22 protein-coding genes are annotated in these 25,565 nt (G+C 42.5%); 15 read left to right on the plus strand and 7 right to left on the minus strand.

The genetic code is table 11. The features are described 5' to 3' along the window. Positions 1-2 precede the first annotated feature (2 nt). The 3 genes from F1737_RS10835 to F1737_RS10845 all read left to right on the plus strand — a co-directional run bounded on the left by F1737_RS10835 (position 3) and on the right by F1737_RS10845 (position 4,009). Positions 3-752 (plus strand): ABC transporter permease, encoded by a 750-nt coding sequence (locus tag F1737_RS10835; protein WP_317136593.1) that lies wholly within the window; start codon positions 3-5, stop codon positions 750-752. 173 nt (positions 753-925) lie between these two features. Then, on the plus strand, positions 926-1,768 hold the full coding sequence (locus F1737_RS10840) for an META domain-containing protein (RefSeq protein ID WP_317136594.1): 843 nt from the start codon (positions 926-928) through the stop codon (positions 1,766-1,768). Positions 1,769-1,972: 204 nt separating this feature from the next. Beyond that, positions 1,973-4,009 (plus strand): sodium-translocating pyrophosphatase, encoded by a 2,037-nt coding sequence (locus tag F1737_RS10845; protein ID WP_317136595.1) that lies wholly within the window; start codon positions 1,973-1,975, stop codon positions 4,007-4,009. Positions 4,010-4,196: 187 nt separating this feature from the next. On the opposite strand, the gene F1737_RS10850 is transcribed toward F1737_RS10845, so the two are convergent. Both F1737_RS10850 and F1737_RS10855 read right to left on the minus strand, forming a co-directional pair. Beyond that, positions 4,197-4,841 carry a class I SAM-dependent methyltransferase gene (locus F1737_RS10850; protein ID WP_317136596.1) on the minus strand — a complete coding sequence of 215 codons (645 nt, stop codon included), beginning with the start codon at positions 4,839-4,841 and terminating at the stop codon, positions 4,197-4,199. Positions 4,842-5,046: 205 nt separating this feature from the next. Then, on the minus strand, positions 5,047-5,838 hold the full coding sequence (locus tag F1737_RS10855; protein WP_317136597.1) for a hypothetical protein: 792 nt from the start codon (positions 5,836-5,838) through the stop codon (positions 5,047-5,049). Positions 5,839-5,958: 120 nt separating this feature from the next. On the opposite strand from F1737_RS10855, the gene F1737_RS10860 reads away from it, so the two are divergent. From F1737_RS10860 to F1737_RS10880, 5 genes are all read left to right on the plus strand, one after another. Continuing rightward, positions 5,959-6,303: a hypothetical protein gene (locus tag F1737_RS10860; protein WP_317136598.1), complete on the plus strand. Its 345-nt coding sequence runs from the start codon at positions 5,959-5,961 to the stop codon at positions 6,301-6,303. Positions 6,304-6,460: 157 nt separating this feature from the next. Next, positions 6,461-7,027 (plus strand): Yip1 family protein, encoded by a 567-nt coding sequence (locus tag F1737_RS10865; RefSeq protein ID WP_317136599.1) that lies wholly within the window; start codon positions 6,461-6,463, stop codon positions 7,025-7,027. A 119-nt stretch (positions 7,028-7,146) separates the two neighbouring features. Further along, complete coding sequence (locus F1737_RS10870; RefSeq protein ID WP_317136600.1) at positions 7,147-7,716, plus strand: YIP1 family protein; 570 nt, start codon at positions 7,147-7,149, stop codon at positions 7,714-7,716. 142 nt (positions 7,717-7,858) lie between these two features. Continuing rightward, complete coding sequence (locus tag F1737_RS10875) at positions 7,859-8,758, plus strand: hypothetical protein (protein ID WP_317136601.1); 900 nt, start codon at positions 7,859-7,861, stop codon at positions 8,756-8,758. 236 nt (positions 8,759-8,994) lie between these two features. Beyond that, positions 8,995-9,912 carry an AEC family transporter gene (locus F1737_RS10880; RefSeq protein WP_317136602.1) on the plus strand — a complete coding sequence of 306 codons (918 nt, stop codon included), beginning with the start codon at positions 8,995-8,997 and terminating at the stop codon, positions 9,910-9,912. Positions 9,913-10,003: 91 nt separating this feature from the next. Here F1737_RS10880 and F1737_RS10885 read toward each other — a convergent pair whose 3' ends face one another. Together F1737_RS10885 and F1737_RS10890 are read right to left on the minus strand one after the other, a co-directional pair. Continuing rightward, entirely contained in the window at positions 10,004-12,376 is a 2,373-nt protein-coding gene (locus F1737_RS10885; RefSeq protein WP_317136603.1) for an efflux RND transporter permease subunit, read from the minus strand. Between the two features lie 38 nt (positions 12,377-12,414). Continuing rightward, a complete protein-coding gene (locus F1737_RS10890) occupies positions 12,415-12,780 on the minus strand; it encodes a hypothetical protein (protein ID WP_317136604.1) in 366 nt (121 codons plus the stop codon). Positions 12,781-12,926: 146 nt separating this feature from the next. On the opposite strand from F1737_RS10890, the gene F1737_RS10895 reads away from it, so the two are divergent. Continuing rightward, positions 12,927-13,682 (plus strand): TrmB family transcriptional regulator, encoded by a 756-nt coding sequence (locus tag F1737_RS10895; protein WP_317136605.1) that lies wholly within the window; start codon positions 12,927-12,929, stop codon positions 13,680-13,682. A 95-nt stretch (positions 13,683-13,777) separates the two neighbouring features. Next, on the plus strand, positions 13,778-14,368 hold the full coding sequence (locus F1737_RS10900; RefSeq protein ID WP_317136606.1) for a DUF2115 domain-containing protein: 591 nt from the start codon (positions 13,778-13,780) through the stop codon (positions 14,366-14,368). Positions 14,369-14,384: 16 nt separating this feature from the next. On the opposite strand, the gene F1737_RS10905 is transcribed toward F1737_RS10900, so the two are convergent. Next, complete coding sequence (locus F1737_RS10905; RefSeq protein WP_317136607.1) at positions 14,385-16,529, minus strand: sensor histidine kinase; 2,145 nt, start codon at positions 16,527-16,529, stop codon at positions 14,385-14,387. Between the two features lie 200 nt (positions 16,530-16,729). On the opposite strand from F1737_RS10905, the gene F1737_RS10910 reads away from it, so the two are divergent. Then, on the plus strand, positions 16,730-18,310 hold the full coding sequence (locus F1737_RS10910) for a zinc ribbon domain-containing protein (protein WP_317136608.1): 1,581 nt from the start codon (positions 16,730-16,732) through the stop codon (positions 18,308-18,310). 90 nt (positions 18,311-18,400) lie between these two features. Next, positions 18,401-19,153: a 2,3-diphosphoglycerate-dependent phosphoglycerate mutase gene (gene gpmA / locus F1737_RS10915; RefSeq protein WP_317136609.1), complete on the plus strand. Its 753-nt coding sequence runs from the start codon at positions 18,401-18,403 to the stop codon at positions 19,151-19,153. 90 nt (positions 19,154-19,243) lie between these two features. Here the strand turns inward: gpmA and F1737_RS10920 are convergent, their stop codons facing one another. Then, a complete protein-coding gene (locus F1737_RS10920) occupies positions 19,244-20,578 on the minus strand; it encodes a PKD domain-containing protein (protein ID WP_317136610.1) in 1,335 nt (444 codons plus the stop codon). Between the two features lie 2 nt (positions 20,579-20,580). After that, positions 20,581-22,338, minus strand: a complete 1,758-nt coding sequence (locus tag F1737_RS10925) for a YIP1 family protein (RefSeq protein ID WP_317136611.1) — start codon at positions 22,336-22,338, stop codon at positions 20,581-20,583. Between the two features lie 227 nt (positions 22,339-22,565). Here F1737_RS10925 and F1737_RS10930 point away from each other — a divergent pair, with 227 nt between their 5' ends. The 3 genes from F1737_RS10930 (at position 22,566) to F1737_RS10940 (ending at position 25,554) form a co-directional block, all read left to right on the plus strand. Continuing rightward, entirely contained in the window at positions 22,566-23,876 is a 1,311-nt protein-coding gene (locus tag F1737_RS10930) for a PEGA domain-containing protein (protein WP_317136612.1), read from the plus strand. 86 nt (positions 23,877-23,962) lie between these two features. Then, on the plus strand, positions 23,963-24,874 hold the full coding sequence (locus tag F1737_RS10935) for a bifunctional methionine sulfoxide reductase B/A protein (protein WP_317136613.1): 912 nt from the start codon (positions 23,963-23,965) through the stop codon (positions 24,872-24,874). A gap of 176 nt (positions 24,875-25,050) precedes the next feature. After that, positions 25,051-25,554: a VOC family protein gene (locus F1737_RS10940; RefSeq protein ID WP_317136614.1), complete on the plus strand. Its 504-nt coding sequence runs from the start codon at positions 25,051-25,053 to the stop codon at positions 25,552-25,554. Positions 25,555-25,565 lie beyond the last annotated feature (11 nt).

Genomic DNA, 25,565 nt, shown 5'->3' on the forward strand with positions numbered 1-25,565 from the left:
TTATGGATGTTATTTATTCAATCTGGCTCAGGAACCTCAAAAGGTACCTCAGGTCTAAGAGCAGGATTGTCGGCAGTCTTGGGATGCCACTCTTTTTCCTGATAATTCTTGGTTTCGGTCTGAATTCGGTTGTGAATATCTCCAGCGTAAGCGGGAATTATGTTGAGTTTTTAGTGCCCGGAATTGTGGCAATGAGTGTTTTGTTCACATCGATATTTTCCGGAATTCAGATCATATGGGACAAGCAGTTTGGATTTTTAAAAGAAACCCTTGTGGCACCCATCTCAAGAATTGAAATTATGCTCGGCCAGACTTTTGGCGGCGCCACAACCGCCATAATTCAGGGAACGATAATTCTCGTATTGTCTCTCTTTATAGGGCTTAATATCTCATGGATTGGCGGGCTGTTAATTGCCTTCGGGTTCATGGCACTGATCGGAATCGGCTTTACCTCGCTTGGTATTGCAATTGCTTCCAGAATGGATGATATGAACGGTTTTCAGCTTATAATGAGTTTTATCATATTTCCGATATTCGGACTTTCCGGAGCAATGTTTCCGATTGACAGCCTTCCTCCGATGTTTAGAACCCTTACATTGTTTGACCCGTTAACCTACGGTGTTGAGGGAATAAGATTCGGTTTAAACGGAGTGGCACAGATTAACCCGATTGCGTGCTTTGTCGTACTCCTCACATTTTCAGTTGCGATGATTCTGACCGGAGCCTTCCTTTTTAGGAAAGTCAAAATCTAAAAAAAATTTTTTGCCCGCGATTTATTCTGCCTGAATTGCATAAACTCAGAAATTGGCAATCTCTTCAATATATACTTTATTTTAAAATTAAGGCAATTATAACTGCGATTTTTTTCGAAGTCAAGGATTTGCTTATAATCCCCAAGGCCCTATATTATAGATGGTGAACGATATTGAATAAAGAAAATTTCAACAAATTCCTTTCATTTATTGCAATAACTGCAGCATTCTTTGCAGTGGTAATAACTCCCGGATGCATCTCCGGCGACCAGAACGATAACATAAATGAAACACCTGAACAGACCCCTGGCATTGTAGAACAGGATACCATTTTCGGTCACACATGGGTGCTGAAATCCCTATATGACAATGAAACAGAAGAGATGCTTTCAACAGGAAACGTCTCGGCAACACTTGTGCTTGGAGAAGACAAAAAGATCTCAGGAAATGCAGGCTGCAACAACTTCTTTGGTGAATACACACTTGAAAATAACTCATTTAAGACAGGTGTTTTAGGCACAACCCTGATGGCATGCTTTGATGAGGAAACAGCACTTGTTGAAAGTATATTCCTGAAAAATCTTGATAAGGCATCATCCATTAAATTAGCAGGAGATAAACTCGCAATTCTTGATGAAAGCGGAAAAGAGATTCTTGTATTTGAAAAAGCCACACTTGCAGGCTCAGAATGGGAGCTTCTCTCCATGAAGGAGGGGGATGCGATAGTTTCAATTCCGGCAAACACGACCGTTTCACTTTCATTTAAAGAAGGAAAGATCTCAGGAAATACAGGCTGCAACAACTACTTTGCAAACTATAATACCGATGAAATTTCAGAGATAGAGTTCGGGCTCCCCGGTTCAACAAAAATGTATTGTGATGAAGAGACTATGAAGACCGAATCCTCATACCTCGGACTTCTTGAGGATGTTAAAGGATACAGAATTTCAGGCAATACTCTGACACTCACAGATAGTGAAGGAAAAACCCTCCTGAACTTTAAGAGAACAACCTGAATATCTTCTTAACCTCTTCTTTTTTAAACGGCAGATGACGATTTTTTTGCCTTTTTTTTCGCTAATTGACGAATTCAATATAGGGATTGGTCGATAGGAACCGGATCATTTTTATTATAATAAACAAACTTATAAGCAAATTGATTACTTCGGGGTATGCAGAGTGTTTATCGCTCCAATACCTCCGGAGGGATGGTTTAAACTATGGATATGTTGATCTATCTCGCACCTGTATGTGCATTAATCGGCCTTATCTTTGCAGGATTCTCATTTATGAGAGTCAGAAAAGAAGGCGAGGGCACAGAGGTCATTAAGAAGATTACTGCAGCAATCCACACCGGTGCAATGGTCTACCTTAACAGGCAGTACCGTGCCATCGCTGTTTTTGTTGTGGTACTTGCAATCGTAATTGCAGTTCTTCTGCCACAGAATGGTATTCTCACCGCAGGATGTTTTGTCCTTGGTGCAGTATTATCCGCAACGGCAGGTTACATCGGAATGTTTACAGCTACAAATGCAAACGGACGCACAACAAACGCTGCAACCCGCGGTATTGCAGAAGCGTTCAAAGTTTCATTTGCAAGCGGAACTGTCATGGGAATGAGCGTTGTGGGCTTAGGTCTTTTCGGTCTTTCAATCGCATTCATCGGACTGACTGACATTCTTGCAGGCGCTGAAATGCCTGTAATCGTCAACACACTTGCAGGTTTCTCCCTTGGTGCATCTTCAATTGCACTCTTTGCACGTGTCGGCGGCGGTATCTTTACAAAGGCAGCCGATGTCGGTGCTGACCTTGTTGGAAAGGTAGAAGCAGGCATTCCTGAAGATGATCCAAGAAACCCTGCAGTTATCGCTGACAATGTCGGTGACAATGTAGGAGATATCGCAGGTATGGGTGCTGATCTTTACGAATCATACGTAGGATCAATCATCGCAACAATGCTCCTTGCAGCATCAACAGCAGCACTTACCTTCCCCGGCATTCCTATGATGAATGTCGTGATGGTTCCTATGATAATTGCAGCTCTCGGAATTGTTGCTTCAATTGTAGGTACATTCTTTGTACGCACAAACAAGACAGAATCATCCGCAATTCACATGGCATTCAACTCAGGCCTTATCGTTGCATTAATTCTTGTCATTGTCGCAACCTACTTCATCACAGATATGCTTCTTGGAAGCTTCGGATTCAACGTATTCCTCTCAACAGTAGCAGGACTTGTTGCCGGTTTCCTCATCGGTCAGATTACGGAATATTATACATCATATGAAAGGAAGCCAACCCTCACAATTGCAAAGTCCTGTGAGACAGGTGCAGCAACAAACATCATTACCGGTTTTGCAAAGGGAATGGAATCCACAATATGGCCTGTTTTAATCATCGGACTTGCAATTTATGTTGCATTTACACTCTCCGGACTCTACGGTATTGCAATTGCAGCAGTCGGTATGCTTGCAACACTCGGTATTTCACTTGCAGTTGATGCATACGGTCCTGTCGCAGACAATGCGGGCGGTATCGCTGAGATGAGCCACCAGAAACCTGAAGTCCGTGAAATCACAGACACACTCGATGCAGTAGGAAACACAACCGCTGCAATCGGTAAGGGTTTTGCAATCGGTTCAGCAGCTCTTACAGCACTTGCACTCTTCTCCTCATACGGTATTGCAGTCGGTCTTGACTCAATCAATGTCGCAGATGCAAACGTATTCATCGGACTTTTAATCGGTGCAATGCTTCCATTCCTCTTCTCATCAATGACAATGATGGCTGTGGGTCGTGCAGCATATGAAATTGTCATCGAAGTCCGCAGACAGTTTAAGGAAATTAAAGGCTTAATGGAAGGAAAAGCAGATCCTGACTATGAGTCATGTATTGCAATATCCACACACTCTGCATTAAAGGAAATGATTCTTCCTGGTGTTCTTGCAATTGCAGCACCTCTTGTCGTAGGATATATCCTCGGTCCGGGTGCTCTCGGAGGACTTTTAGCAGGTTCACTTGTTTCCGGTTTCATGCTTGCAATCACCATGGCAAACGCCGGTGGTGCATGGGACAATGCAAAGAAATACATTGAACTTGGAAACTTCGGTGGAAAAGGCTCTGATGCACACAAGGCAGGTGTCACTGGTGACACAGTCGGAGATCCTTTCAAGGACACATCAGGTCCTGCAATCAATATCCTCTTAAAGCTCATGAGCATTGTTGCTGTTGTATTTGCACCACTGTTCATCCTTTAAACTCAATTTCAAACAATTTTTTAAGAACAGGTTTTTATCGATTGTTTCTTTTTGCTGTTTTTTGTGAAACCTCTTACACAAATTCAGTTGACTTTATTTTGACATTTTTTTGAAATCAGAGGAATTTTACTATTATATTTTGCAAAATTTAATTATTAAAATGAATTAAAAACCCTGGATTTTCATTTCACAAGGGTTTTTTTAGAATTACCCAGAACCCTGATTCATCGCTTAAAATCCTGTAAGGAATCTCCGCCTCCTCGATTGCACAAAAGATCTCAGCCCTCCTCTCAACAGTCATATTTTTCCCACTTTTACTACCGGCACCCCATTCGGGATTTTCCAGTGCCATCTCAGAAGTTATCCGGTTGCAGAGTTCAGCGTTTCCAAACCCTCCTCCGATAAAAGTCATACACCCTGGTGCAATCACCCTGTATATCTCCTGAAATGAACGGATTTTATCCTGCCAGAAAAAAACAGAACCCCTGCTGATTATAAGATCTATTGAACTGTCTCTAAACGGCAGGTTTTCGGCATCTCCCGATATAAACTGACACCTCCGGGAAATATTCTCAGACCTTATGTTTTCAGCAGCAAACTGTTTTGCGTATTCTGAGTTGTCAATAAGAAGAATATCAAGATCGGTTTTTTTTGCAAGTGCTATCCCAAGACTGCCAGGGCCGCATCCGAGATCAATGCAGACACCCGTTGTTATCCCACACTCCGCAACAATTTTTTCAGCAATTACAGGATAAACAGGTGCAAAAATTCCCTTTGAAAGCCTGTTCATTCCTTCTGCCTTCTTTTTTTCCCTGATCTTATCGTCTCTCATAATACTGCCCGCCGGATTTACTAAAAAAATTATTTTCCAAAAACATACGGAAAAAAAATCTGAAATATCCGGGCCTTTTTTAGTATCTGTACTCATGCATTAAAAAAGATTTATCCGGCATCCGGAGGCATGATCCTAAAGGCAAGGCACCAAAAGACAGATTCGCAACCTGCAATTAAAAAAAAGTTTAGAATTGTAATGATGTTCAGGCGTAGTCTACGTCAACAGACCATTCGCCGTCACAGATTATATTTAAGAGATAATTACTGCTCTCTTTTATTGTGATTTTCACTGAGCCGTCATATGCTCCCTCTTTTGGTCTGAGAGGAAGTACCTCTTTGTTGTCTTCAGACATTACTGGATTTCCGTCATAGCCGACCATCTCAACACCGATAACAGTGTTGTTGTCTGCTTTTATAATAAAGACCAGATCACCCTTGTTGATGTTGAAGAAAGGTGTTGCCATGTTTCCGATACCGCTGAAATGCTGTGGCGGGATTCCGTTGATCATTTCCGGGAAAGTTAAATCAATGCTCCATTTGTTTTCTTTGGCTGTTTCAACCTCTAATACTGAATCCACACCTTCTTCTGCTGAAAACACATAGCTCCATTCAACTAATTCACCATCTTTAAGCTTATCCGCAACTGCATCAGAGAACGAGCTCCTTACATAATCCGTAACATTCTCTGAACTGATGGAAAGACCCATTTCAGCAGCGGTGCTCTGCTTTACCTTTGCAAGAATCAGATTGCTCTGATCTATAACTGTATAATTATCATTTCCTGTTCCTGAAAATGAGTTAACAGCGTCTCCTGGAACCTCTGTGCTCACTGGTGTTTCATCAATACCCGGGGTTGCAGTAGCAACCGTTGTTGTTTCTGTAGGAGTTGCTCCGTTTGTATTGTCGCTTCCCGTACAGCCGGCAGTCATGACGACTGCAAGCACGGCAAAAACAACAAATAACAAAGAAATACCTACCCTGCCATTAAACTTCATAAGGATCAGGTATTTCTCACAATATAATATCAAATTACTTTTTATTAATCAGAATCAGATCAGGTTTCTTTCAGACATTTTAATTATTAAATAATCCAAAAGAGGATACAGGTAAATATTATGACAGAAAAAAACGGACACTTTGAGAAAGGAAGATGGATTGAAGATAAACCCGGTGAAGATTCAAAATACGAAAATACAAATGAAGAGGAGATGCAGCAGGAAGAGGCAAAAGGCGGTGAAAAATCAGAAAATAATTCAGAAGAAACACCTGATCTTGATGAGCTGATAAGCCAGACCTCAAAAACAGTGAAGTCGGCAGTCGGGAGCATAATAAAACTTGGAAACACTGCCATAAGAACAGAAAAAGGAAGGGAACAGATAGAGAAAAAGGCAAAATCGGCAGGAGAAAAATTCCTGAAATCAATTGACGAGGCAATTGAAGAAGTCAAAAAGTCAATCTGAAAACACCTGTATTCCCGGATTTAAAAAATCTGCGAACATCAAAAAGATTAAAAATATTTTTTTGTCAGCTGTTTTGTTACAGAATATTAAAAAATTCATAATCCCGGGGTTTTTCCCAACACATATAAAAAAATATAAATACCGAAAATATGTCATTATGACTATGGTATCTGATTTTCCCGACAAGGTTAAGGGTTTTTTGTTAAACCCGGTTGAAACTATTCAGCAGCATCGTGAAGAAGAGTTCGGAGATGCTTTTAAGTATTTCCTGATGATCCTTGCAATAAATGCCATTTTATCAGGCATTCTGATAATGGCAGGGTTTGGAGCAGCATTTGCAGGCATGGGCGGTGCAGGAGCCGGATTTATTATCGCCATCATCGGCGGATTTATCGGTGGAATCATCGGCCTGTTCATAATAGGAATTATACTCCACATCTTTGTAACTATTGTAGGAGGACAGAGAGGACTGATGGAAACATTAAAAGCAGTGATATACGCATCAACCCCTTCCATGCTTCTTGGCTGGATTCCTGTCATCAACTTTATTGCAGGAATATGGGCCCTCGTCTTAGCCATCCTGGCAATCCGTGAACTCCAGGATATTCCAACGGTAAAGGCGGCAATTGCAGTACTATTGCCATTTATAATTCTGATAATCCTTTCAATACTTCTTGTTGGCTTCCTCACAATCGGGGCAGTATCAACAATGCAGTATTATTAAACAAAAAATTAAACCAAAAAAACAATTTTTTTCCACATCAACCAAATCCAAAATAAATTTTCTTTTTGCCCCCGGCGATCACAAAACTGTAAATACTATTAAGAATCCCCTTACCTGTTATGCGCCAGAATATTCATGCCCGTGTAGCTGAATTCATTCAAAATCCTCTTGAGTCATTTGACAAGTATTCAGAGGAGGATTTGTTCATGAGTCTTGAGTATTATCTTATTTTGTCTGTTTTTTTCTCTCTTCTCTCATCAGTTACGACAGTCTTTGGCATGAATTCCATTGCAACAATGTTTTTCAATATCCAGACCGAAGAGATGGTTTTGTGGATGGCACTTCCCGTAACATTTACAGCTATACTGCTTGTATTAATCTCCGGACTGTTTCTGTCCGGGATCTTTTTGCACATTTTCGTCATCATCACAGGCGGAAAAAGAGGATATGTAAGAACAGTAAAATCAATAATTTTTGCCTCAACGCCTGCACTGATCTTCGGCTGGGTACCGGTGGCAGGAATCGTGGCATTCATATGGAGTTTTATCCTAGCAATATTTTCAACAAGGAAACTTCAGGAGATCTCAACTGCAAGGGCGGTTCTTGCACTGATAATCCCAATGACGGTATTACTGATAATAATTGCATCATTATCCGGGGTTTACATCTACACCTATTATCTTGAATAATCAAAAATTCCGGTCTTAACTCCGACTTATAGGAATCATTTTAAAAACAATGGAGATAATAATTAAATTTTATATTAAAACGGGCAAAAATCATCAGGAATTTTCCCGTTTGCATAAATATAAAACAGGAGCCGGATTAATTATGAAAATTACCAGATCAGCAGCAATTGCAGCTATTATCCTTGCATTGCTTTTAATACTGCCTGTTTCAGCAGTTATGCTCGAAGAAACATATAAAGGACAGGTTTCAAGAATTGATGAGAACAAAAAAATGTTCACAATGCAGGTGGACACCGTCTACAACGGCAAGGAATGGGTTGTTTATTCCAAAACAAGTCTTAAGAACAGGTATGTCGAGGGAATTATAAATAATCCTGATTTTTTTGCCGATGTGAAACAGGGGGACAAAATTGAGGCCACTATAATGGGTGGCGCCGGAGGAGAATGGATCATTGTCGGTAAAATCGGTTCCACCAGTGTAACTGAATCCCCAATCATCGCTTCGTACGGTGATCCCTCGCGTCTTGTTTCTCCATACTACAAGGGCTATACAATATCCTTTGAAGGAAAACCTGACTGTGACTCATGTGAAGGCTCAACCTGTCCTGCATTATCCGCAGTTGTTACTGTAAGCAAAGACAAACAGCCGGTTGAAACAAAAGAGATGATTCCGGGAGAAAGGCATGTATTCGGATGGACTTCGGATTACCAGTATGTCCTTAAGGTGATATACAACAGGGGAGAAGCCCCATCATCACTCTGCCCGGAAACCGGGATGATTACAGGCCCCCAGGCAATTTCTGATTTCACAATATATGACACCCAGAGAAGCACAATACTTGAAAGCGAAATCGGGGCGATTAATCCTGAGGAAACAAAAGAGATAAAGACAGAAACCCCGACAGAGATTCCGACTTTAGAAGAGACTCAGACACAAGTACCCCCGACACAGGCACCAACAAAATCAGGCCCTGCATTTGCATGGCTCATTGGCGCAATGGCAGTAATCACAACATTATTTGTGTGCAGAAAAAAGCTGTAATCCAAATCATATTAGGAATGTCAAAAGGCCTAATAAAACAAAGGAGATAAAAAATCTTCATTTGCAACACACTTTTTTAAAACCCCATAGGGGCTTTTTTTAAGAGAGAAAATATTATTCCTAAATGCCCCCTGGATACCGCAAATCAAAAATTTTGAAAAAATATTTTTTTTTAAATTTTATGGAGCAAACATTCATTTAATACCCCTCTGGAAGAAATATTCTCCAGCATAAAAATGGATTTTATTGTAATAGTAAACAGCATCATAATTCTTTTTCTCTTAATGGCAGTCGGATATATCTGCTTTAAATCCGGTATCATCAACAGAGAGGGTGCAAAGGGACTCTCAAGTTTTCTTGTGAATATTGCACTCCCGAGTCTGATTGTTGTATCAATGCAGATACCGCTGAATGCCGACACATATTCAAAAACAATGGAGATGTTCGGGATAGCTGCGGTATTCTATATTCTCTCCTTTGTCTTTGCAGTAATTATACCAAGGTATCTTACAGAAAGTGATCTCGAAAAGGGGGTTTATGGTTTCATGCTTTTGTTTTCAAACCTCGGCTTCATGGGGATACCTGTTTCTGCGGCAATATTCGGTCAGGAAGCTGTTTTTTACACATCCCTGTTTATGCTGCCGTTTGGAATACTGGTATTTTCAGTAGGTGTTTTAATGCTGAGGCCGGATATGGGTCGTTACCTTGACAAAAAACTCTTCTTAAACTCAGGGATTATCGCATCGGCAGCAGGACTTATATTCTTTTTCACGGGATTTCAGATACCCTCACCGGCACTTGATGTCCTGACAATCCTCGGCTCACTCACAACTCCGCTTGCAATGATTGTGGTCGGAGCCCTTCTTGCAACAATGCCTTTTTCAGGAATGATAAAAGATAAAAAAATCTATGCAATGTCATTTTTCAGGCTGATTGCAATACCGGTTGTTCTTTTTATAATCCTAAAGCCATTTGTGGATGACCCGATGCTTCTTGGTATTCCGGTAATTCTTGCCGCCATGCCTGCCGCAGCAAACGCTGTTTTAATGGCTGAAGAATACGGTGTTGACTCAAATTCAGCCTCAAAAGGCGTATTTATATCCACAATGCTCTGCGTTGTGACAATCCCTGCAATAGCGGTTTTACTGCTCTGAAAAATTCAAACTTTTAAAAAAGGTGAATGAAACCGGTGTTTCAGGCATATTATGCCTGTAAATCACAGGTTATTTTTTACGCCCCGGTATTTTATCCGGTGACGGATTTAATGAACCTTGATATCATCGCGTAAAAGCCGCTGCTTTTTTCGGATTTTTTCAGGGATTTCCTTGATTTTTCCGATTTATCTATATTTGCGGATTCAAGGAGTGATATCACGGCAGGCATGACAACAATTGCTCCTATGAGCGAAAAGCCTACAGTTATAACAGTTACAGTCCCGAAATTCTGGATAACCGGTGATGTTGACAGCAGAAGAGCTGAAAAGCCAAAGACTGTTGTAAGACCGGAGATGGTGACTGCCGTTCCTATCTTCTGGATTGCTGTCTGAACGGCAGTGTACATATCCATCCCCTTCTCCTTCTCCTCCATATAACGCTCCATAATCAGAATTGTATACTCAGAAGCGATTCCTATCGTCATCGCACCGAGTGTAGCGGTCAGAAGTGAGTATTTGAGATCCAGGGAATACATAATAAGCCCGTTCCAGCCAACAATCATGATAATCGGGATCAGGGGGGATACTGCTGAAAACTTTCTGTATGAAAGAAGCAGAAATGCCAGAATCAGAATAAACCCAAGATAAGTCATCGGATTTTTGGTATCCTTAATGCCGTTTATCAGATCAGTGAACATAACCATCTGCCCGGTGTAATCGGCAGTCATTCCGGGATGCATAACGTACCAGTCAAGATCCTGCTGCATGTCGGATATAAGCTCCTGTGTTGCGGGAATTGATATATCCTTCATTGAAAACTGGATTACAGCCTCTGTATTACCGTATAGATAGCTTTCTTTTGTAGATTTAGGTATTTTGTCCCACACATCATCAAGTGTTTTTTTATCGGAAGGAAGAACACCGTCATTATACATCATCAGATAAGTGGCGATACTTCTTGCGCCTGTTAAATCGTCATGCTTTGATGAGGCGTACTCACCAAAATCATAGAGCCATTTTATGGTATCCGGATCCTTTACAGAGTCAGCTTTGATATATAGTGTGATAGTGTTGGTAGAACCGATTACCCTGCCTATTTTGTCCATGGTAATCTTTGCAGGCATATTCTGTGGAACCATTGAGTCTTCATCGGTATCAATTATGACTTTCCCGTCCAGCTGTATGCCGACTACTGCAAGCATTAAAAGTATAATTATGACAGGAACAGGGTTTTTTGCAATCTTAACTGCCACACCTCCGAGGAACTTGTCGTATTTCTCCATCAGAGATCCTTTTGAACCCTCACGGGTTTTCGGATCTTTATCGCAGCCTTTCCACTCAAGCTGGCAGGGCTCTGCATCATCTGAAAGGTTAACCTCGGTTTTTGGTTTGTATTTTACAATAGTTCCAAAGGTGGGGACTATAACCATGGCGGAGAGGTAGCAGCATACGATTCCTATTATGCATATTATTCCAAAATCACCGACCATAGGGGCAGGAGCAAGAGCTGACAGCGCCACAAACCCAAGGCCTGTTGCAATCATTGCAAGCAAAATTGCAGGGCCCGAACTTGTAATGGTTGTATACACCGCCTCTTTGGTTGTCGATTTCCTGATCTCCTCATCAAAACGGGAATGAAACTGGATTGCATAGTCAATCCCGATCCCGATTAATACAGGAAATGCCGCAACCACAATCGAGCTTATTCCTATTCCCGCAATACCCATGAACCCGAATGTCAGAATAATTCCGCAGAATACCACAAAAACCGGAAGCATCCTGTACCTGACATGCCCAAAAAGGAACAGCATTGCAACAACCATCAGAATCATTGCAAGACTGATTAAGGTGCCCATGTTTTTGTTCATGTCCTCCTTCATCTCAATGTTAAATGCGGGAGACCCTGAAGCTTCAAGCGTTATTCCGGCCGGAGGAAATGACATCTTAATTAATGAGTTTACAGTGCCCACAACCCCGTCTTCGGCGCTTTCCGGCATGCCTGTCTGAAGAGGCACAGATATGAGTGTCATCGTTTTAGAAGGCAGTATAACTCTTGTATATTCAGCCGGTGTATTTTCTACGGCTTCATCAATTTCTGCGACAGATAGAGGTAAAACACCCCCGTTTGCCTGCCTTAATATATCAGGCAGACCTGTAACACTGTCAATGTACCTCTCGTTTCTTAGGTCTTCCTCCAGATTGTCAAGATATTTTACAACCCCCGGAGTTGTTACATCATCGCCTTCTACAATAATGATGATCGAATCTGACCCGAAAATATCTGTATAGTGATTGAGAAGGGATCCGACCGGTTTTGTTTTGTCAAGATACGTATCGGAACCCGTCTTCATTGTAGTCATTGTGGCGCCGTACATTGCAAAAAGAAGAACTGCAACTATGAGTCCGGCAACTACAAAGGGTCTTTTATTTATTGTATTGGCTATTAGTGCAAATAGCGATTTCAAAAAACTTTCCTCCTGAATTTATTTTTCATTTTTAATCTTTAGGGAATTATCTCTGCCCTGTCAGGTAGCCTGTCATATAGCATCTTATTATTAAAAGAGTGCCCGGATACTTCCGGTTCGTAGTCTGCAATTATCAAAAGACAAATCTCCTCTGCAATAACAGAATCCGATTTATTATCCCGGGAAATACCACATTTCTCTGCATAACCGTACATCTTTTCCCTGTCGGTAATTATGCAGGAAGCGCAACCGGAAGCATTAGCCGAAAAACCTGATCTCCCTGACATACCTTTTAGGATATCTATCGGGTGATTATCCTCGTACATGTTCATCTGATGTAAAAATTCAACCAGATTTGCATATTCCGCCGGCGGTATGAAACCGGTTTCATGCCATATTGCCATGGTTTCCGGGTATTCTGTCTGATTTAATTGAATTATACTGGATTTAGATCTTTTCAACTTATTATGCTCCCTTTGGTATTTCCGGTTGCCACTATGAAAATGTGCATATCTATATAATTAATTAAGTGCAACTTTAGGAGTTGTAAATGGAAGAAACTGCAATTGAAACATTAAAAACACTCGGACTAACGGAATATGAAGCAAAGGCGTATGTTGCAGTAGTAGGGCTTGGGATGTCAACAGCAAGAGAGATTCATGAAAAAAGCGGCGTCCCGCAGGGAAGAATCTACTCTGTACTGAGCAGTCTTGTTCAGAAGGGATATGTTGAAATTCAGGACGGAAAACCTGCATATTATCACTCCGACAACCCGGGCGTCGTCATAAACCAGGCAAGAGTGCATCTTAAAGAAGCGATTGAAGAGACAGAAAATTACCTGAACAATCTTCACTACGATACAAAACCCCCGTCGCCTTTCTGGACGATACACAGTGAGTGGGGTATAAAAAGCCGCTTTAAGACACTCATCCAGAATGCCGAAAAGGAGATAATTTTCTTTGTATCTGATCCAAAGGTATTCCTAAAATATGTAAACGATATCAAAAAGGCCAAAAGAAAGGTGGATATCGAAATCTATGCAGAGGATAAAAACGATTTTGCCGGTACAAACCTGAGAATTAATGAATTCAATGAGAGAACACATAGATTCGGAGAGGAGATGAAAATCAGGTCACCTGACCTTGAAACAGGGATTGATGTCGGTTTTTTTGCAATCATTGATGAATCATCCGGCCTTCTTGTTGGAAGACTTGACGAAAAACCGTTTGGAAATCTCTTCAGAATGCCGGGATTCTGCTTTATGCTAAAGTCTTTCATGCAAACTCTCAACGATAACAAATATTAAAAATAATTTTAAAAATACTCCATATAAATATAATTTATCAGACCCGGATTCAAAGACTGGCAAACAGAGCAAGAATAATCTTTAATTGTATATACATGACTCCTGCAGAAGAGAAAATAATTAAAACCGTTTCAGCGATGAAACTAATTAATACAAAAGGAGAGCTTGGCCGGTTTATTGCATCCGAGATCCTGAAATACTCAATGTATGATCTTCAGATAATCGGTGCAAGGGCACGTGACGAAGTCGATATTCTCCCCCCTGCATACAGGGAAAAATTCCGTCCCTTTGCAAAGGAATGGTTTTTTGGGAGGTACCACCGGCTTCTTTCGATGTACAGATCAGGTGAATTCGATAAAATGGATTCTCCAATAAAGGATCGTGAGACTTTCACCGCTTTTTGTGATATGATACCCAAAGGGTGTTCATATGATGAAAAAGAAGGACACCGGCTTGTACCTGTGGATAAAGCGCCCCTATACGATCTTTTTTATTATCTTCTCAGCACCTTTGCAATGTTTGTACTTGATGAACCCGGACACCCGGTGGGAACCCCTTTCCCAGGCGGATTTGAGGTTTACAAAAAAAGAGAGGATTATTTCTGCCCGATAAGAGACAAAGAAGAGGAAATATTTCATTCAATATGCAACTTCTGTCCTGCAAAACAGGATAAAAACAACATCTGATTTTTTAAAAATCCCTTTACCCTGTTGTAGATCCGTTTTTAGGCCAGGTTACAATCCATTTGGTTCCTTTTGTCCTTTCGAGAGTCACCTCACCCCTGAGCTGAAGCCTCACTATATTGTATATCACCTTCATTCCAAGAGTCGGGGAGGTATCAGGATCAAAGTCATCCGGAATTCCTATGCCGTCATCAGAGACCATCAGCGTCATTTTGCCGTCTGAACATTCAAGAATTATTGAGATGTTTCCCTTTTTCCTGCCGCAAAATGCATACTTCATAGAGTTTGTCAGAATCTCATTTAAGACAAGACTGCACGGTATTGCAGACTTAATATCGATTTTGCAGTAATTTGTATCCACAAACAAAGACGGCTGTATATAGTGGGAATAGGATGACATCACAGATTCGGCAAGATTTCTGAAATGTTCATCGGCATCAATTTCGGAAACGCTGCCGGAGTGGTAGAGACTTTCGTGAACGATCACCATTGACTGAATTCTGTTTTCAGCCTCTGTAAGAAACTCCAGTGCTTTTTCATCATCGATCCTGCTTTTTTCAATTTCAAGAATCCCTGAGATAGCTGCAAGATTATTTTTTACCCTGTGGTTTACTTCCTGAAGAAGAACGCTCTTTTCTTCAAGAGACTTAAAGAGGTTTGCCTTTGTCTTCTTAATTTCCGTAATATCCTGTATAACACCTACGATGCCTGCAGGATTACCATACTTATCTTTTACAGCCGCCTTGCTGACGATTACGTTTATTATTCTATTATCAGTGCCGTGTATTTCGGATTCATAAACTTGTGTCCCCGAGGCCCTATGGACAAGATCATCCTTTATATTCTGTGCCTCAGCCGTATTCTTTTCAAAGATCTCATAAACAGTTTTTCCCACTATCTCCTCCCTTGTAAATCCGGCCATATCGGCGTATGCCTGATTACAGCCCTTATAAACTCCTTTTTCATCCTTGTAAAAAACAGGATTGGGAATTGTCTCAAGAAGCGTTCCGAAATATTCAGCCTGTTCTTTAATTTTGGTTTCTGTGTTCACTTCATTTGTAATATCACGAACCGTACCAAGTGAACGGATAATTTTCCCGGAATCATCCAGATAGTGCTGGCAGCTCACCTTTATCCAGCCTTTTTCTCCTCCCGGTTTCATAATGCGCATCTGCTGCGAGTAATCCTTGCCTTTATTTATCGATTCATAATAATTTTCAAGGGCCTCAGGAGCATCTGCCGGGTCAATGAGTTCTTGGAGTTCAAGACAGGTTACTCTGGAATCTGCTGTTGGTTCCATTCCAAATATCATGAAGGCCTCATCTGACCACTTCTGACCCCAGGTATCAAAATCTATCTCCCAGTATCCCAGATTCGCTATCTTATGCGCCTCATAAAGTTTCCAGCGGCTATCAAGAATCTCAGCCTCCGCTTTTTTTCTCAGTGATATATCCTTTGCAATAATTATAGCCGAAAGAGAGTTCTCTGGTCCAAATAACTGTGTGCTGATTTCAACAGGGTAAATCTCTCCGTTTTTCCCTGAAATTTCCGACTCAAAGGATAAACACTCATTACTGGTGGAAATATCAGTCATATTCATCATTTTGTTTCTCTCTTTCTCAGGGAATAAATCATAGAAACAGAGATTTTTAATCTCTTCTTTTGAATGGCCGATATATCTTAAGGCTGTTTTATTGCAGTCCTGTATCTTTCCGATAAGACCTGTCGGCGTTATCCCGCAGACAAATACAGATTCAGGTATGTTTTGAAAAATATCCGGATACCTCTCTTTTTTTAACTTGCGGCTACCTGAAATATAGCCAACAAATCCACCCACACAGAGAAAAGCAAGTGCCCTCAAAACAGTCCGGTAATAGTCCTCCTCTGCTTTACTAAATAAAATATTAAAGATTAAAAGGTAGACGACAGCCAGAATGCCCGAGAAAATCAGCGCTTTTTCCGGGTACCTGTAAGCAAAAATGGCTATTGGTATGAATATCAGATGGGATGCAAATATGGTTATTCCCGAAAACCTGACAAGCAACATTAAAATGAAGGCGACAGAGGTGCTGACTGCAATAGAGATATCCCAGAGATCATAACCCGCTAATGAAAAAAAGCCGGTCTTTGTATTTCTTATATTCATTATTCCCTTTAATTCCATCGAACACCCCCGGACAGTAAAAATTATTTTTATTAGTGATGCATTTTCTTATATTTTCCAGATATATATAATTATTAGTGAAAATTTAGGACAATAATCGTAAATTAATTAATTTTCAGAGTGAATTTATCAAATATACTTAATACAACAGGCAGGGAATGCTTTATGATATTATTTATCCTAAATTTTACACAGCAAATATGTACCAGCCAAATTTAAAACCAGATGAAAATATTGTCAGGACATCACCTGACGTCATCGTAAAAAACACAGTTTTTGATGCTTTTTTAACGAATAGAAGAATAATTTTTGTTAAAAAAACCGATGAAATATATGATCGAAAGGAACTTGTCTTTCCGTTAAATTTAGTAAAGAAATTTGAACCAAGAGCTGATCAAAACGGCACACCGTTAATTGATCTCTCGATTCAAAAACCGTCAGGCGATGTCGGTGAGATGATCATAAGGTTCAGCCAGAAGGGTGATTACAGGTATGCAGAACGTGACGAATGGATTGAGAAGCTTGGAATTCTTACGCCAAAAAATCAGTCTGAATACCAGAGAATTCCAGACTTCCCAAAAAGACCTCAAGACGGTCAGTTTAGCCCTTCACCTCAGCCTTCCGGCTACCAGAGGCAGTCGGTTCCCCCGATGCAGCACGAAATGCCTCCTGCACAGAGCAGACCACGGGAGAACAGGCAGGGAAATGATCTTTTTTCACCCGGGCCTGTGAGAGAAGAACAAAGAGCCGAACCACAGATTTACAGAGAACCAAATCGGCCGCAGACACCCCCGCCTGTCCCGCCAGTACGTCACGAAAGGCAGGAACCTCCCCGCCCCGGTGTATCATCGGCCGGGTTCTGCCGCTTCTGCGGAGCCAGTATACCTCCGGGCTCAATGTTCTGCCCTTCATGCGGCCAGCGGGTTTCTGCACCCCCACAGTTTCAAGAGAGTAGAACGCCTCAGGAGAGGCCGGCCCAGAGAATGCCGACACCTCCTCCCCGGCCTCCACAACATCATGGCTACAACGACTACCAGCAGCAGTCTTCCCGTGGCGGAATGAGCCTTGAAGACGATCCATATTACAGGGATATGCAGGCACCGGCCGGAAGAGCACGTCATCCGGGTAACGGCCGCAGAGATATGCAAAAGTCGGAAAAAGCCAGGATAAAAGAAGAAAAGAGAAGGGAAAAGGAAGCAATAAAGGCGCAAAAGCAGCAGCAGAAGGCTATGAAAAAAGCCTCAAGGGGAGGATATGACTCTTACGGTTACAAAGAGAGCAGAATCCCCGAGGGTCTTCCAAAGATTTTAGGAATTGCCGCGGTTATTGTGGTCGTTTTGGCAGTCGCCGGAATCATATTGTCGAGCGGAATGTTTGCAGGAGGAAATTCGGGAACAACACCTGTCGCACCGCCGGATTCATCTTCTTCCACAAGCACAACAAACCCGGGCACAACCCTTCCTAGCGGGGGCACAAGTACATCAGACACCTTTGGCACATGGCATATTGAAATTTTTTATCAGGGTTCTTGGGAAGGAAGCTACACTGTGAACGGGGTTAAAACACCAATCAGCGGCATAGGATACAAACCAATCCCAATAACCAATCCAACCGGCACAATAGTTGCAACTGTCTCAAAAGTGGTTGACACAGAGACACAGGACGCCGGAGGACCGGGTAAAATAATGATGGTAGATATCGTTGATCCAAAGGGAAAGAAGACAACCGATTCAACATCCGCTGCACTGGGAACAGTTACAGTTACAAAAACAGTTTCATAAAGAGAAATGTCAGAAGGGTTTTACCGCCCTTCTTCAATCAGTTTTTTTTTGTTAATCGTCTATTAAATTATCAGGAGTTTTGATAAAATCATGTACAAACTTGTTTTGCTTCGCCACGGAGAGAGTGAATGGAACAGGGAAAACCGCTTTACCGGCTGGAAAGACGTTGACCTGTCAGAAAAAGGGCTAAAAGAGGCAAAAGCGGCAGGCGAAATGCTTGCATCGGAAGGCTACACCTTTGATGCTGCGTACACCTCTGTGTTAAAAAGGGCCATTCGGACGCTCTGGATTACACTTGATGAGATGGATCTAATGTGGATTCCGGTAACCCGTTCATGGAGGCTTAACGAGCGCCATTACGGGGCACTCCAGGGGTTAAATAAAGCAGAAACCGCAGAAAAATACGGGGATGAACAGGTTTTCATCTGGCGCAGAAGCTACACCACACCTCCCCCCGCACTCGCAGAAGATGATGAGAGAAGTCCTGCATTTGACAGACGCTACAAAGATCTGAAGCCTGAGGAGATACCCCTTACAGAGTGTCTCAAAGACACGGTTGCCCGCTTCCTCCCGATATGGGATGATGAGATAGCTCCCGCAATTAAATCAGGAAAGCGTATTCTCATTGCGGCACACGGCAACAGTATCAGGGCACTTGTAAAAAACCTTGACAACATATCGGATGATGAGATCTCACAGGTGAACATCCCGACAGGCGTCCCGCTTGTATATGAACTGGATGAAAATTTAAGGCCTATAAGACATTATTATCTTGGAAACCAGGAAGAGATTCAAAAAGCGATGAGTGCTGTTGCAAACCAGGGCAAATCAAAAACAAATTAAAATATTTTTTTCTGCATATAAAATTTCATTCAGAATTTTTACAGTTTCTTCTCTGACGTTCAGATTGTAAAAAAATTAAAAATTCCGGCGTTATCCGCCGATATGCTTTACCAGATACACATATTCCTTGTAGAGACCGTAGAATTTTGTTATCTCTGATCTGAAGAACTCTGTTCCGGGTATCCCGAAAATTCTGGTTCCTGTCTGCCCGCCAGCAGAAAGTGTGGTCTCCTTACTGTTGTCAGCAGTCACGGCTGTTGTCGGAGTCGGCATTAACGTGACTTTAGGAGTCGGAGTGGGAGTTTTTGTGGGCGTCGGGGTTGCCTCACCCTTAACCGTTATGTAGTCTGTCTTTGTTGCAGATATCTCACCCTGATCATTTTCTACAGTCAGAATTACAGTGAATGTTCCCGCATCCTGATATGTATGCAGAGGGTTGGGCTCATTTGACTGTCTGTAATCTCCAAAGTCCCAGTGCCAGGAGGTAATGTTTGGGTGACCGACAGATGTGTCGGTAAACTGAACCTTTAACGGTGCATATCCGGTGAGAGGAGGGGTTGCCTTGAATGAGGCGGTGATGTTAGGGGTAACCGTTATGTAATCCTTTTTCTCCTCGGTATCTGTGCCCCCTGTTCCGGATGCCCTTAGAAGAACAGTATAGGTGTCCGCCTTTTCGAAGGTGTAGACAAAATTCTCGTCCGTTCTTGTGGTTGAAAATCCATCTCCGACAATTTCCCACTCCCAAGAATCTATATCTCCGGATGATTCATCCGTAAACTCAACTGTAAGCGGCGCAATGCCTTTTGTAATATTTGCAGAAAATGCCGCTGTCACATCAGGTTCCTTTACAACAACGTATCTTGAATAAGTGCTTGTTGAAGAATCCCTTGTAACCGTAAGACGCAAAGTGTAGGTTCCGGATGTCTGGTAAGTATGGCTTCCCGGATTTACTGATGAAGTATCGGTCCCATCACCCCAATTCCAGTCAGTCTCATGCCTGCCTATTGTGGTGTCCGTAACCGTCACAGGCAGCGGGGCGTAGCCGGTAATTTTGTCGAGAGAAATTGCCGGATCGCTTGTGAATGAGGCATGAAGAGTCGGCTCATCTATGTTTATATTATCCTCAAACGAAGCTGTTGTATTGTCATCAAAAGTAACAGTCAGATTGACACTATGGATGAGACTGCCCGTATCAATATATTCATAAGTGTGCTGAATGCTCTGCCCGGTACCGGTTGTGCTGTCTCCAAAATTCCATGACCAGGAAACCGGTGTTCCCCCGGATGATGTTCCGGTGAATGTAACAGTCATATAATCTGCCGAATCAGGATTTGTATATGAATATCCGGCCGTTCCTGCATATACACTACAAATCAGCGACATTCCAACAAGCATTAGAAGAACAATTCTTTTAACAAAGTCCATTTTCAGACACCTCCAAATATTGCAAATCCGCCGTCACCGGTGATCACAAACAGTGCAAACATTAGTATGAACAAAATCACAGGAATTCCAATGGCAATTGCCGCCTCTCCTGTCTGAAGATCATATGTCTCCCTGACACCGGTGAACTGCAGGAAAAATGCCCACAAAGGTGCCAGAAAAACACCTATAAACGGTATTATGCCTCCGAGTATAAACGGTACCGAGGAGTATCCGGCAATTCTCACACAGTCCTCCCATTCACTCCTGTATCCGGCAACCATAACACCCACATGAAGCAGAAATCCCGATACAAACACAAACACCAGCATTAAGAGCAATATCTCAAATGCAAGTCCTGCCATAACCCCGATGTCCTTTAGTGAGGTTATAACAGGGTATGTCCCGGGATCAAGTGACGAAGCGTAAAGATGCAGAAAGAGCATACTTCCAAACGAAAAAATACCCGCAGAGATCAGAAAAACAGGTGCTGCATCCATCATGTCCTGCCCCTTTGTCATCTGGTACGCCTTGTCAGGCGCTGCCAGAAATGCCATTATCCTCCCGAATACCGAATTATCCGCCCTTGCGGGTCTGACCTTTGCAGGACGCTCTTTTTTGGGTTTTCTCCTTCGTGGAGCAGTTTTCCCTGATGCCTTTTTGGCCTTCCTGCCGCGAGACCCGGGAAACTCATCTCTCTCTTCAAATTCACCAAAACCACCAGGGGAATCCGAATCGATTATGCCGCCCGAATAGCCGCCGGAAGGTGCTGAAGAATATCCTAAATCACCCGGCGGGCTGCCGGCGGATGCAACCGGAAAACCGCAGTTCTTGCAAAACCTTGAAGCAGGATCAAGTCCGGCACCGCATTTCCCGCATACACCGGGAGGAGAGGAAGGTGGCGGAGCTGAAAAACCATCACACTCATACCCCGACTGCACAGGAGCTGAATAGTCAGGGGCGGCAGAAGCCGGAGGTGTATAGAGTTCACCCACACTCCCTGTTGCAATAATGTCCTGTATTGCACGAACCCACATCTCACGCTCCCCCCAGCGGTTTTTGTCGTACCACTGTGAAAACGAAAGGACCATCCTTCTCATGCTGCCATTTCCGGCTTCGACCATTAGCACTATGGCCGGTTCGCCCTGTTCGTTTGATTCGCTCTCGGCACTTCTCACAGCCCCCATCGGGATATCCGAGGGTTTGTTCGGGCGGTTTGGATCTTTTAGTATTAATTTCGCGTTGGTCAGCGATATTGAATATTCCTGTGATTTTACAATCACGTTTTCAGCCGAGATTATTCCCCCGTCATTAGACTTTGAAGGCATCCTTGCGCTTTTACTGCTGTTTACACCTGAACTTTCAGCAAAAGCGGCTGAAGAGGGCTTCGGTGCGGGTCTGGCTGAAATCTGATACTCCGAAACCACACCCTCTATCTTCTTCTTCAGGTGATCACGCTCTTTATCTCTCAAACCTGAAAAATCCTGGGAGAAAGTGAGAACCATCCTCTTCTGTGTTCCGTCCGGTGCAGCCATCGAGAGCCTGATAGTTGGATCGTCTGCAAAGTTTTTCCCGGCGGAAACAGAGCGTATCACCTCTAAGGGCACTTCAACCGGTGCAGTAGCGACTTTGTTGTTTTCAACAAGAATAAGACGTTTATTTGTTAAAAATAACCGGAACTCAAGGGTTTTTACCTCTATATTCGGGACTTCCGAAATTATACCCTCATCACCGGCTAATTTGAAATTCTGCGTATTGACCACCTGCGAGTAATAAAGAATAATTTTGTATTTGTATATACAAAGCGTTTGTTGTCGAATTAACGGGTTTAAAACTGGAAAATCAAACCTTTTTTTCATCCTGACGAAAGATTTTCACCTGTTTTAATGCTCGCCGTAGTTTTCAGGACAAAAACGGATCAACGTGATATGTGAAAGTCACCAAAAATCCAATAAATACATTCATGAAGTTAAAGAAATATGATAATATCATGAACCAAAATGCAATCCTGTATGTCATTGCTGCCGCCCTGCTGGTTCTTCTGGCATCTCCGGCAGAAGCAGTCGGCGGCGATATGGCGTGGTACAATATCCACTGCAATGTCAACGATGCAAGCGTCTACTTTGACGGCGAATACAAAGGTCAGATAACAGGGGGCATACTCTCAGTGGGGGTCTACACAACAGCAACACCCTATCAGAGAGTGAGTGTCCAGAAATCAGGATACTATACAGCCCAGACCACACTTCCGGCAGTCCCTGCTGCAGGTGAAGATGTCGATGTTTATGTCACACTCAACCCGATCCCGAGTCCGACGACATCAGACACCGGAAACCTCTACATCTCAACATCACCCTCAGGAGCAAGAATTTTTTTAAATAATGTTTACCAGGGTCTCTCACCAATCACCCTCTCGGGATTAAGGGAAGGATCATACAACATTGAGGCAGAGGCGGAAGGATACGAAACAGGCGAAACCACAGCGACTGTTTACGGGGGATCCACACAGTACGTCCAGTTAAACCTGATAACTCCTGGCTCAATATCAGTCACATCAAACCCTTCCGGAGCTTATGTTTCAGTTAATGCCAAGATAGTCGGGCAGACCCCGTACGTAATAACAGGCCTGTCTTCAGGCGGTCATGAAATTGAGGTCTCCAAAAACGGCTACTATAACTGGAAGAAATCAGTTAACGTGGTCGAGGGAACACAGATTGCACTCCATGCGGAACTAAAGCCGATCTCCAACGTGCAGGGTATATATGTCGACTCAAACCCTGCGGGAGCAAAGATTTACCTTGATGGTGTCTACGTCGGTGAAACAATGGATCAGCAGTCATTCCCGATTACAAATGTTGTCCCCGGACAGCACCAGATAAAGCTTACACTGGCAGGATTTCCGGATTATATAACATATGTGACAGTTGTCAGGGACGGAGCCGCCATAACCGTTTCAGCTGAAATGGGAAGCACGCCTGCACCGACAACAGGCTCGATATATATCACCTCAACTCCGTCAGGGGCGATGGTTTACCTTGATGACATATACTCGGGAGCAATAACCCCTTACACCATTACAGGTGTATCCCCGGGAGAGCACAGCATAATGCTCAGACTTTCAGGATACCAGGACTCATTTTCAAAGATTAATGTCAACGCGGGAGAAACCTCCACACTCTCAATGGGACTTGCAAAACCAGGAGGACAGCCCATACAGCCTACACAGAGTGCTCCGGGCATTCTTGCAGTAACGGCTCTTTTTTCCGTTTTTGCGGCGATATGCCTCCTTAGAAGAAAATAACCACACCTATTTTTCAAGCCCCGGAGAGCACACCTCTTACAACTCTCCCGAAATATTATTATCCAGACGGTGTATATTGAGACTCTATGAGGGGAGAGACACCACCGGGAAAATACAGGGAGCTTACTCCTGAAGAAGAGGAAATCATTGTCCATAAAGGCACGGAACCTCCATTTTACGGTGAATATGTTGATTTTTTTGAAGAGGGGGTATATGCATGCAGAAGATGCGGAGCAATGCTTTATTCATCGGATGATAAATTTGATTCCAACTGCGGATGGCCTTCTTTTGATGACGAAATAAAAAATGCCGTGAAGAGAGTTCTGGATCATGACGGTATAAGGACTGAGATATTATGCGCAAACTGCGGGGCCCATCTCGGCCATGTATTTGAGGGAGAACTGCTAACACCAAAGAATACGCGGCACTGTGTAAATTCAGTTTCTCTTCTTTTTGTTCCAAAAAAGGATATTAATGCAGGTGTTGCATACTTTGCAGGCGGCTGTTTCTGGGGTGTTGAATATTATATGTCTGAACTCGAGGGCGTAATTTCAACCGCTGCCGGATACATGGGCGGAAACACAGCCAGTCCAAAATATGATGACGTCTCCTCAGGCACAACAGGACATGCGGAGACTGTTTTTGTCTTTTATGATCCTGCACGTATAAATTATGAAACTCTGGCAAAACGATTTTTTGAGATACATGATCCAACTCAGGTAAACCGTCAGGGTCCTGATGTGGGAGAGCAGTACAGATCAGTCATATTCTACACCGATGAAGAACAGAAAAAAACCGCTGAAAAACTGATCGAAGAGCTTGAAGGAACAGGCCTTTATATTGCAACGCTGCTTGAGCCTGCAAAAAAATTCTGGAAAGCTGAAGAATATCATCAGGATTATTTCAAAAACCGTGAGATTCAGCCCTTCTGCAATATCCCCGTTGTCAGATGGAGAGATGAAAATAATGAAAAATTAAAGAGAAAGAGCCTAATCTGAAAAAATTAAGAAATAAATATCAGTCTCTCAGGCCTTTTAAACCTTTAAAACCCAAATTTTTTGAAGAAATATTGTCACTTTTTCCTTTTTTATTTCATTTTTTATTTTCATTCTGTACGGGAAACAGTTAATAATTATTAAAATCATCCCATAAAATAATGACAGAATCTGAGGTTATGAAGAAAAAACCCTTCTCCTTTCATTCAACAGTCCTTTTCGTAAAGGATGTCGGGGTTTCTAAAAAATTTTACACAGAAGTGATGGGAGAGGAGATTGAACTCGATCTCGGTTTAAATGTAGGCTTTAAAAGCAGACTTGCAATCTGGGACGGGAGTTACGGGCGAAAAGTGATATTCGGTGATTCCGATGTTGATTCAAAGACCGGTGATTTTGGCTCAAAACGTATGCTCGAACTCTATTACGAAACTGAAGATATGGATCATACCTCTGAAACATTAAAAGCCGCCGGGGTAAGGTTCGTTCATGATGTAAAAGAACAGCCCTGGTGTCAGTTTACAGTAAGATTCCTCGACCCTGACGGGCATATGATTGAAGTCGGGGAGAGAATGGATGTCTGTGTGAAAAGGCTCGCCGGTTTGGGGAAAACACCTGAGGAAATTGCTAAATCCACGACAATGCCTCCGAAGATTGTAAACTATATATTAACTGCCAAAGAATAAGCCCCTAAATA

Origin of the sequence: Methanoplanus sp. FWC-SCC4 (genome assembly GCF_032878975.1) — an archaeon.
GTDB lineage: Archaea > Halobacteriota > Methanomicrobia > Methanomicrobiales > Methanomicrobiaceae > Methanochimaera > Methanochimaera problematica.

Coding starts and splice junctions, on each gene's coding strand:
- F1737_RS10835 (WP_317136593.1), top strand. CDS start 3: ATGGATGTTATTTATTCAATCTGGCTCAGGAACCTCAAAAGGTACCTC.
- F1737_RS10845 (WP_317136595.1), top strand. CDS start 1,973: ATGGATATGTTGATCTATCTCGCACCTGTATGTGCATTAATCGGCCTT.
- F1737_RS10850 (WP_317136596.1), bottom strand. CDS start 4,841: ATGAGAGACGATAAGATCAGGGAAAAAAAGAAGGCAGAAGGAATGAAC.
- F1737_RS10855 (WP_317136597.1), bottom strand. CDS start 5,838: ATGAAGTTTAATGGCAGGGTAGGTATTTCTTTGTTATTTGTTGTTTTT.
- F1737_RS10860 (WP_317136598.1), top strand. CDS start 5,959: ATGACAGAAAAAAACGGACACTTTGAGAAAGGAAGATGGATTGAAGAT.
- F1737_RS10865 (WP_317136599.1), top strand. CDS start 6,461: ATGACTATGGTATCTGATTTTCCCGACAAGGTTAAGGGTTTTTTGTTA.
- F1737_RS10870 (WP_317136600.1), top strand. CDS start 7,147: ATGCGCCAGAATATTCATGCCCGTGTAGCTGAATTCATTCAAAATCCT.
- F1737_RS10875 (WP_317136601.1), top strand. CDS start 7,859: ATGAAAATTACCAGATCAGCAGCAATTGCAGCTATTATCCTTGCATTG.
- F1737_RS10880 (WP_317136602.1), top strand. CDS start 8,995: ATGGATTTTATTGTAATAGTAAACAGCATCATAATTCTTTTTCTCTTA.
- F1737_RS10890 (WP_317136604.1), bottom strand. CDS start 12,780: ATGGCAATATGGCATGAAACCGGTTTCATACCGCCGGCGGAATATGCA.
- F1737_RS10895 (WP_317136605.1), top strand. CDS start 12,927: ATGGAAGAAACTGCAATTGAAACATTAAAAACACTCGGACTAACGGAA.
- F1737_RS10900 (WP_317136606.1), top strand. CDS start 13,778: ATGACTCCTGCAGAAGAGAAAATAATTAAAACCGTTTCAGCGATGAAA.
- F1737_RS10905 (WP_317136607.1), bottom strand. CDS start 16,529: ATGGAATTAAAGGGAATAATGAATATAAGAAATACAAAGACCGGCTTT.
- F1737_RS10910 (WP_317136608.1), top strand. CDS start 16,730: ATGTACCAGCCAAATTTAAAACCAGATGAAAATATTGTCAGGACATCA.
- gpmA (WP_317136609.1), top strand. CDS start 18,401: ATGTACAAACTTGTTTTGCTTCGCCACGGAGAGAGTGAATGGAACAGG.
- F1737_RS10920 (WP_317136610.1), bottom strand. CDS start 20,578: ATGGACTTTGTTAAAAGAATTGTTCTTCTAATGCTTGTTGGAATGTCG.
- F1737_RS10930 (WP_317136612.1), top strand. CDS start 22,566: ATGAACCAAAATGCAATCCTGTATGTCATTGCTGCCGCCCTGCTGGTT.
- F1737_RS10935 (WP_317136613.1), top strand. CDS start 23,963: ATGAGGGGAGAGACACCACCGGGAAAATACAGGGAGCTTACTCCTGAA.
- F1737_RS10940 (WP_317136614.1), top strand. CDS start 25,051: ATGAAGAAAAAACCCTTCTCCTTTCATTCAACAGTCCTTTTCGTAAAG.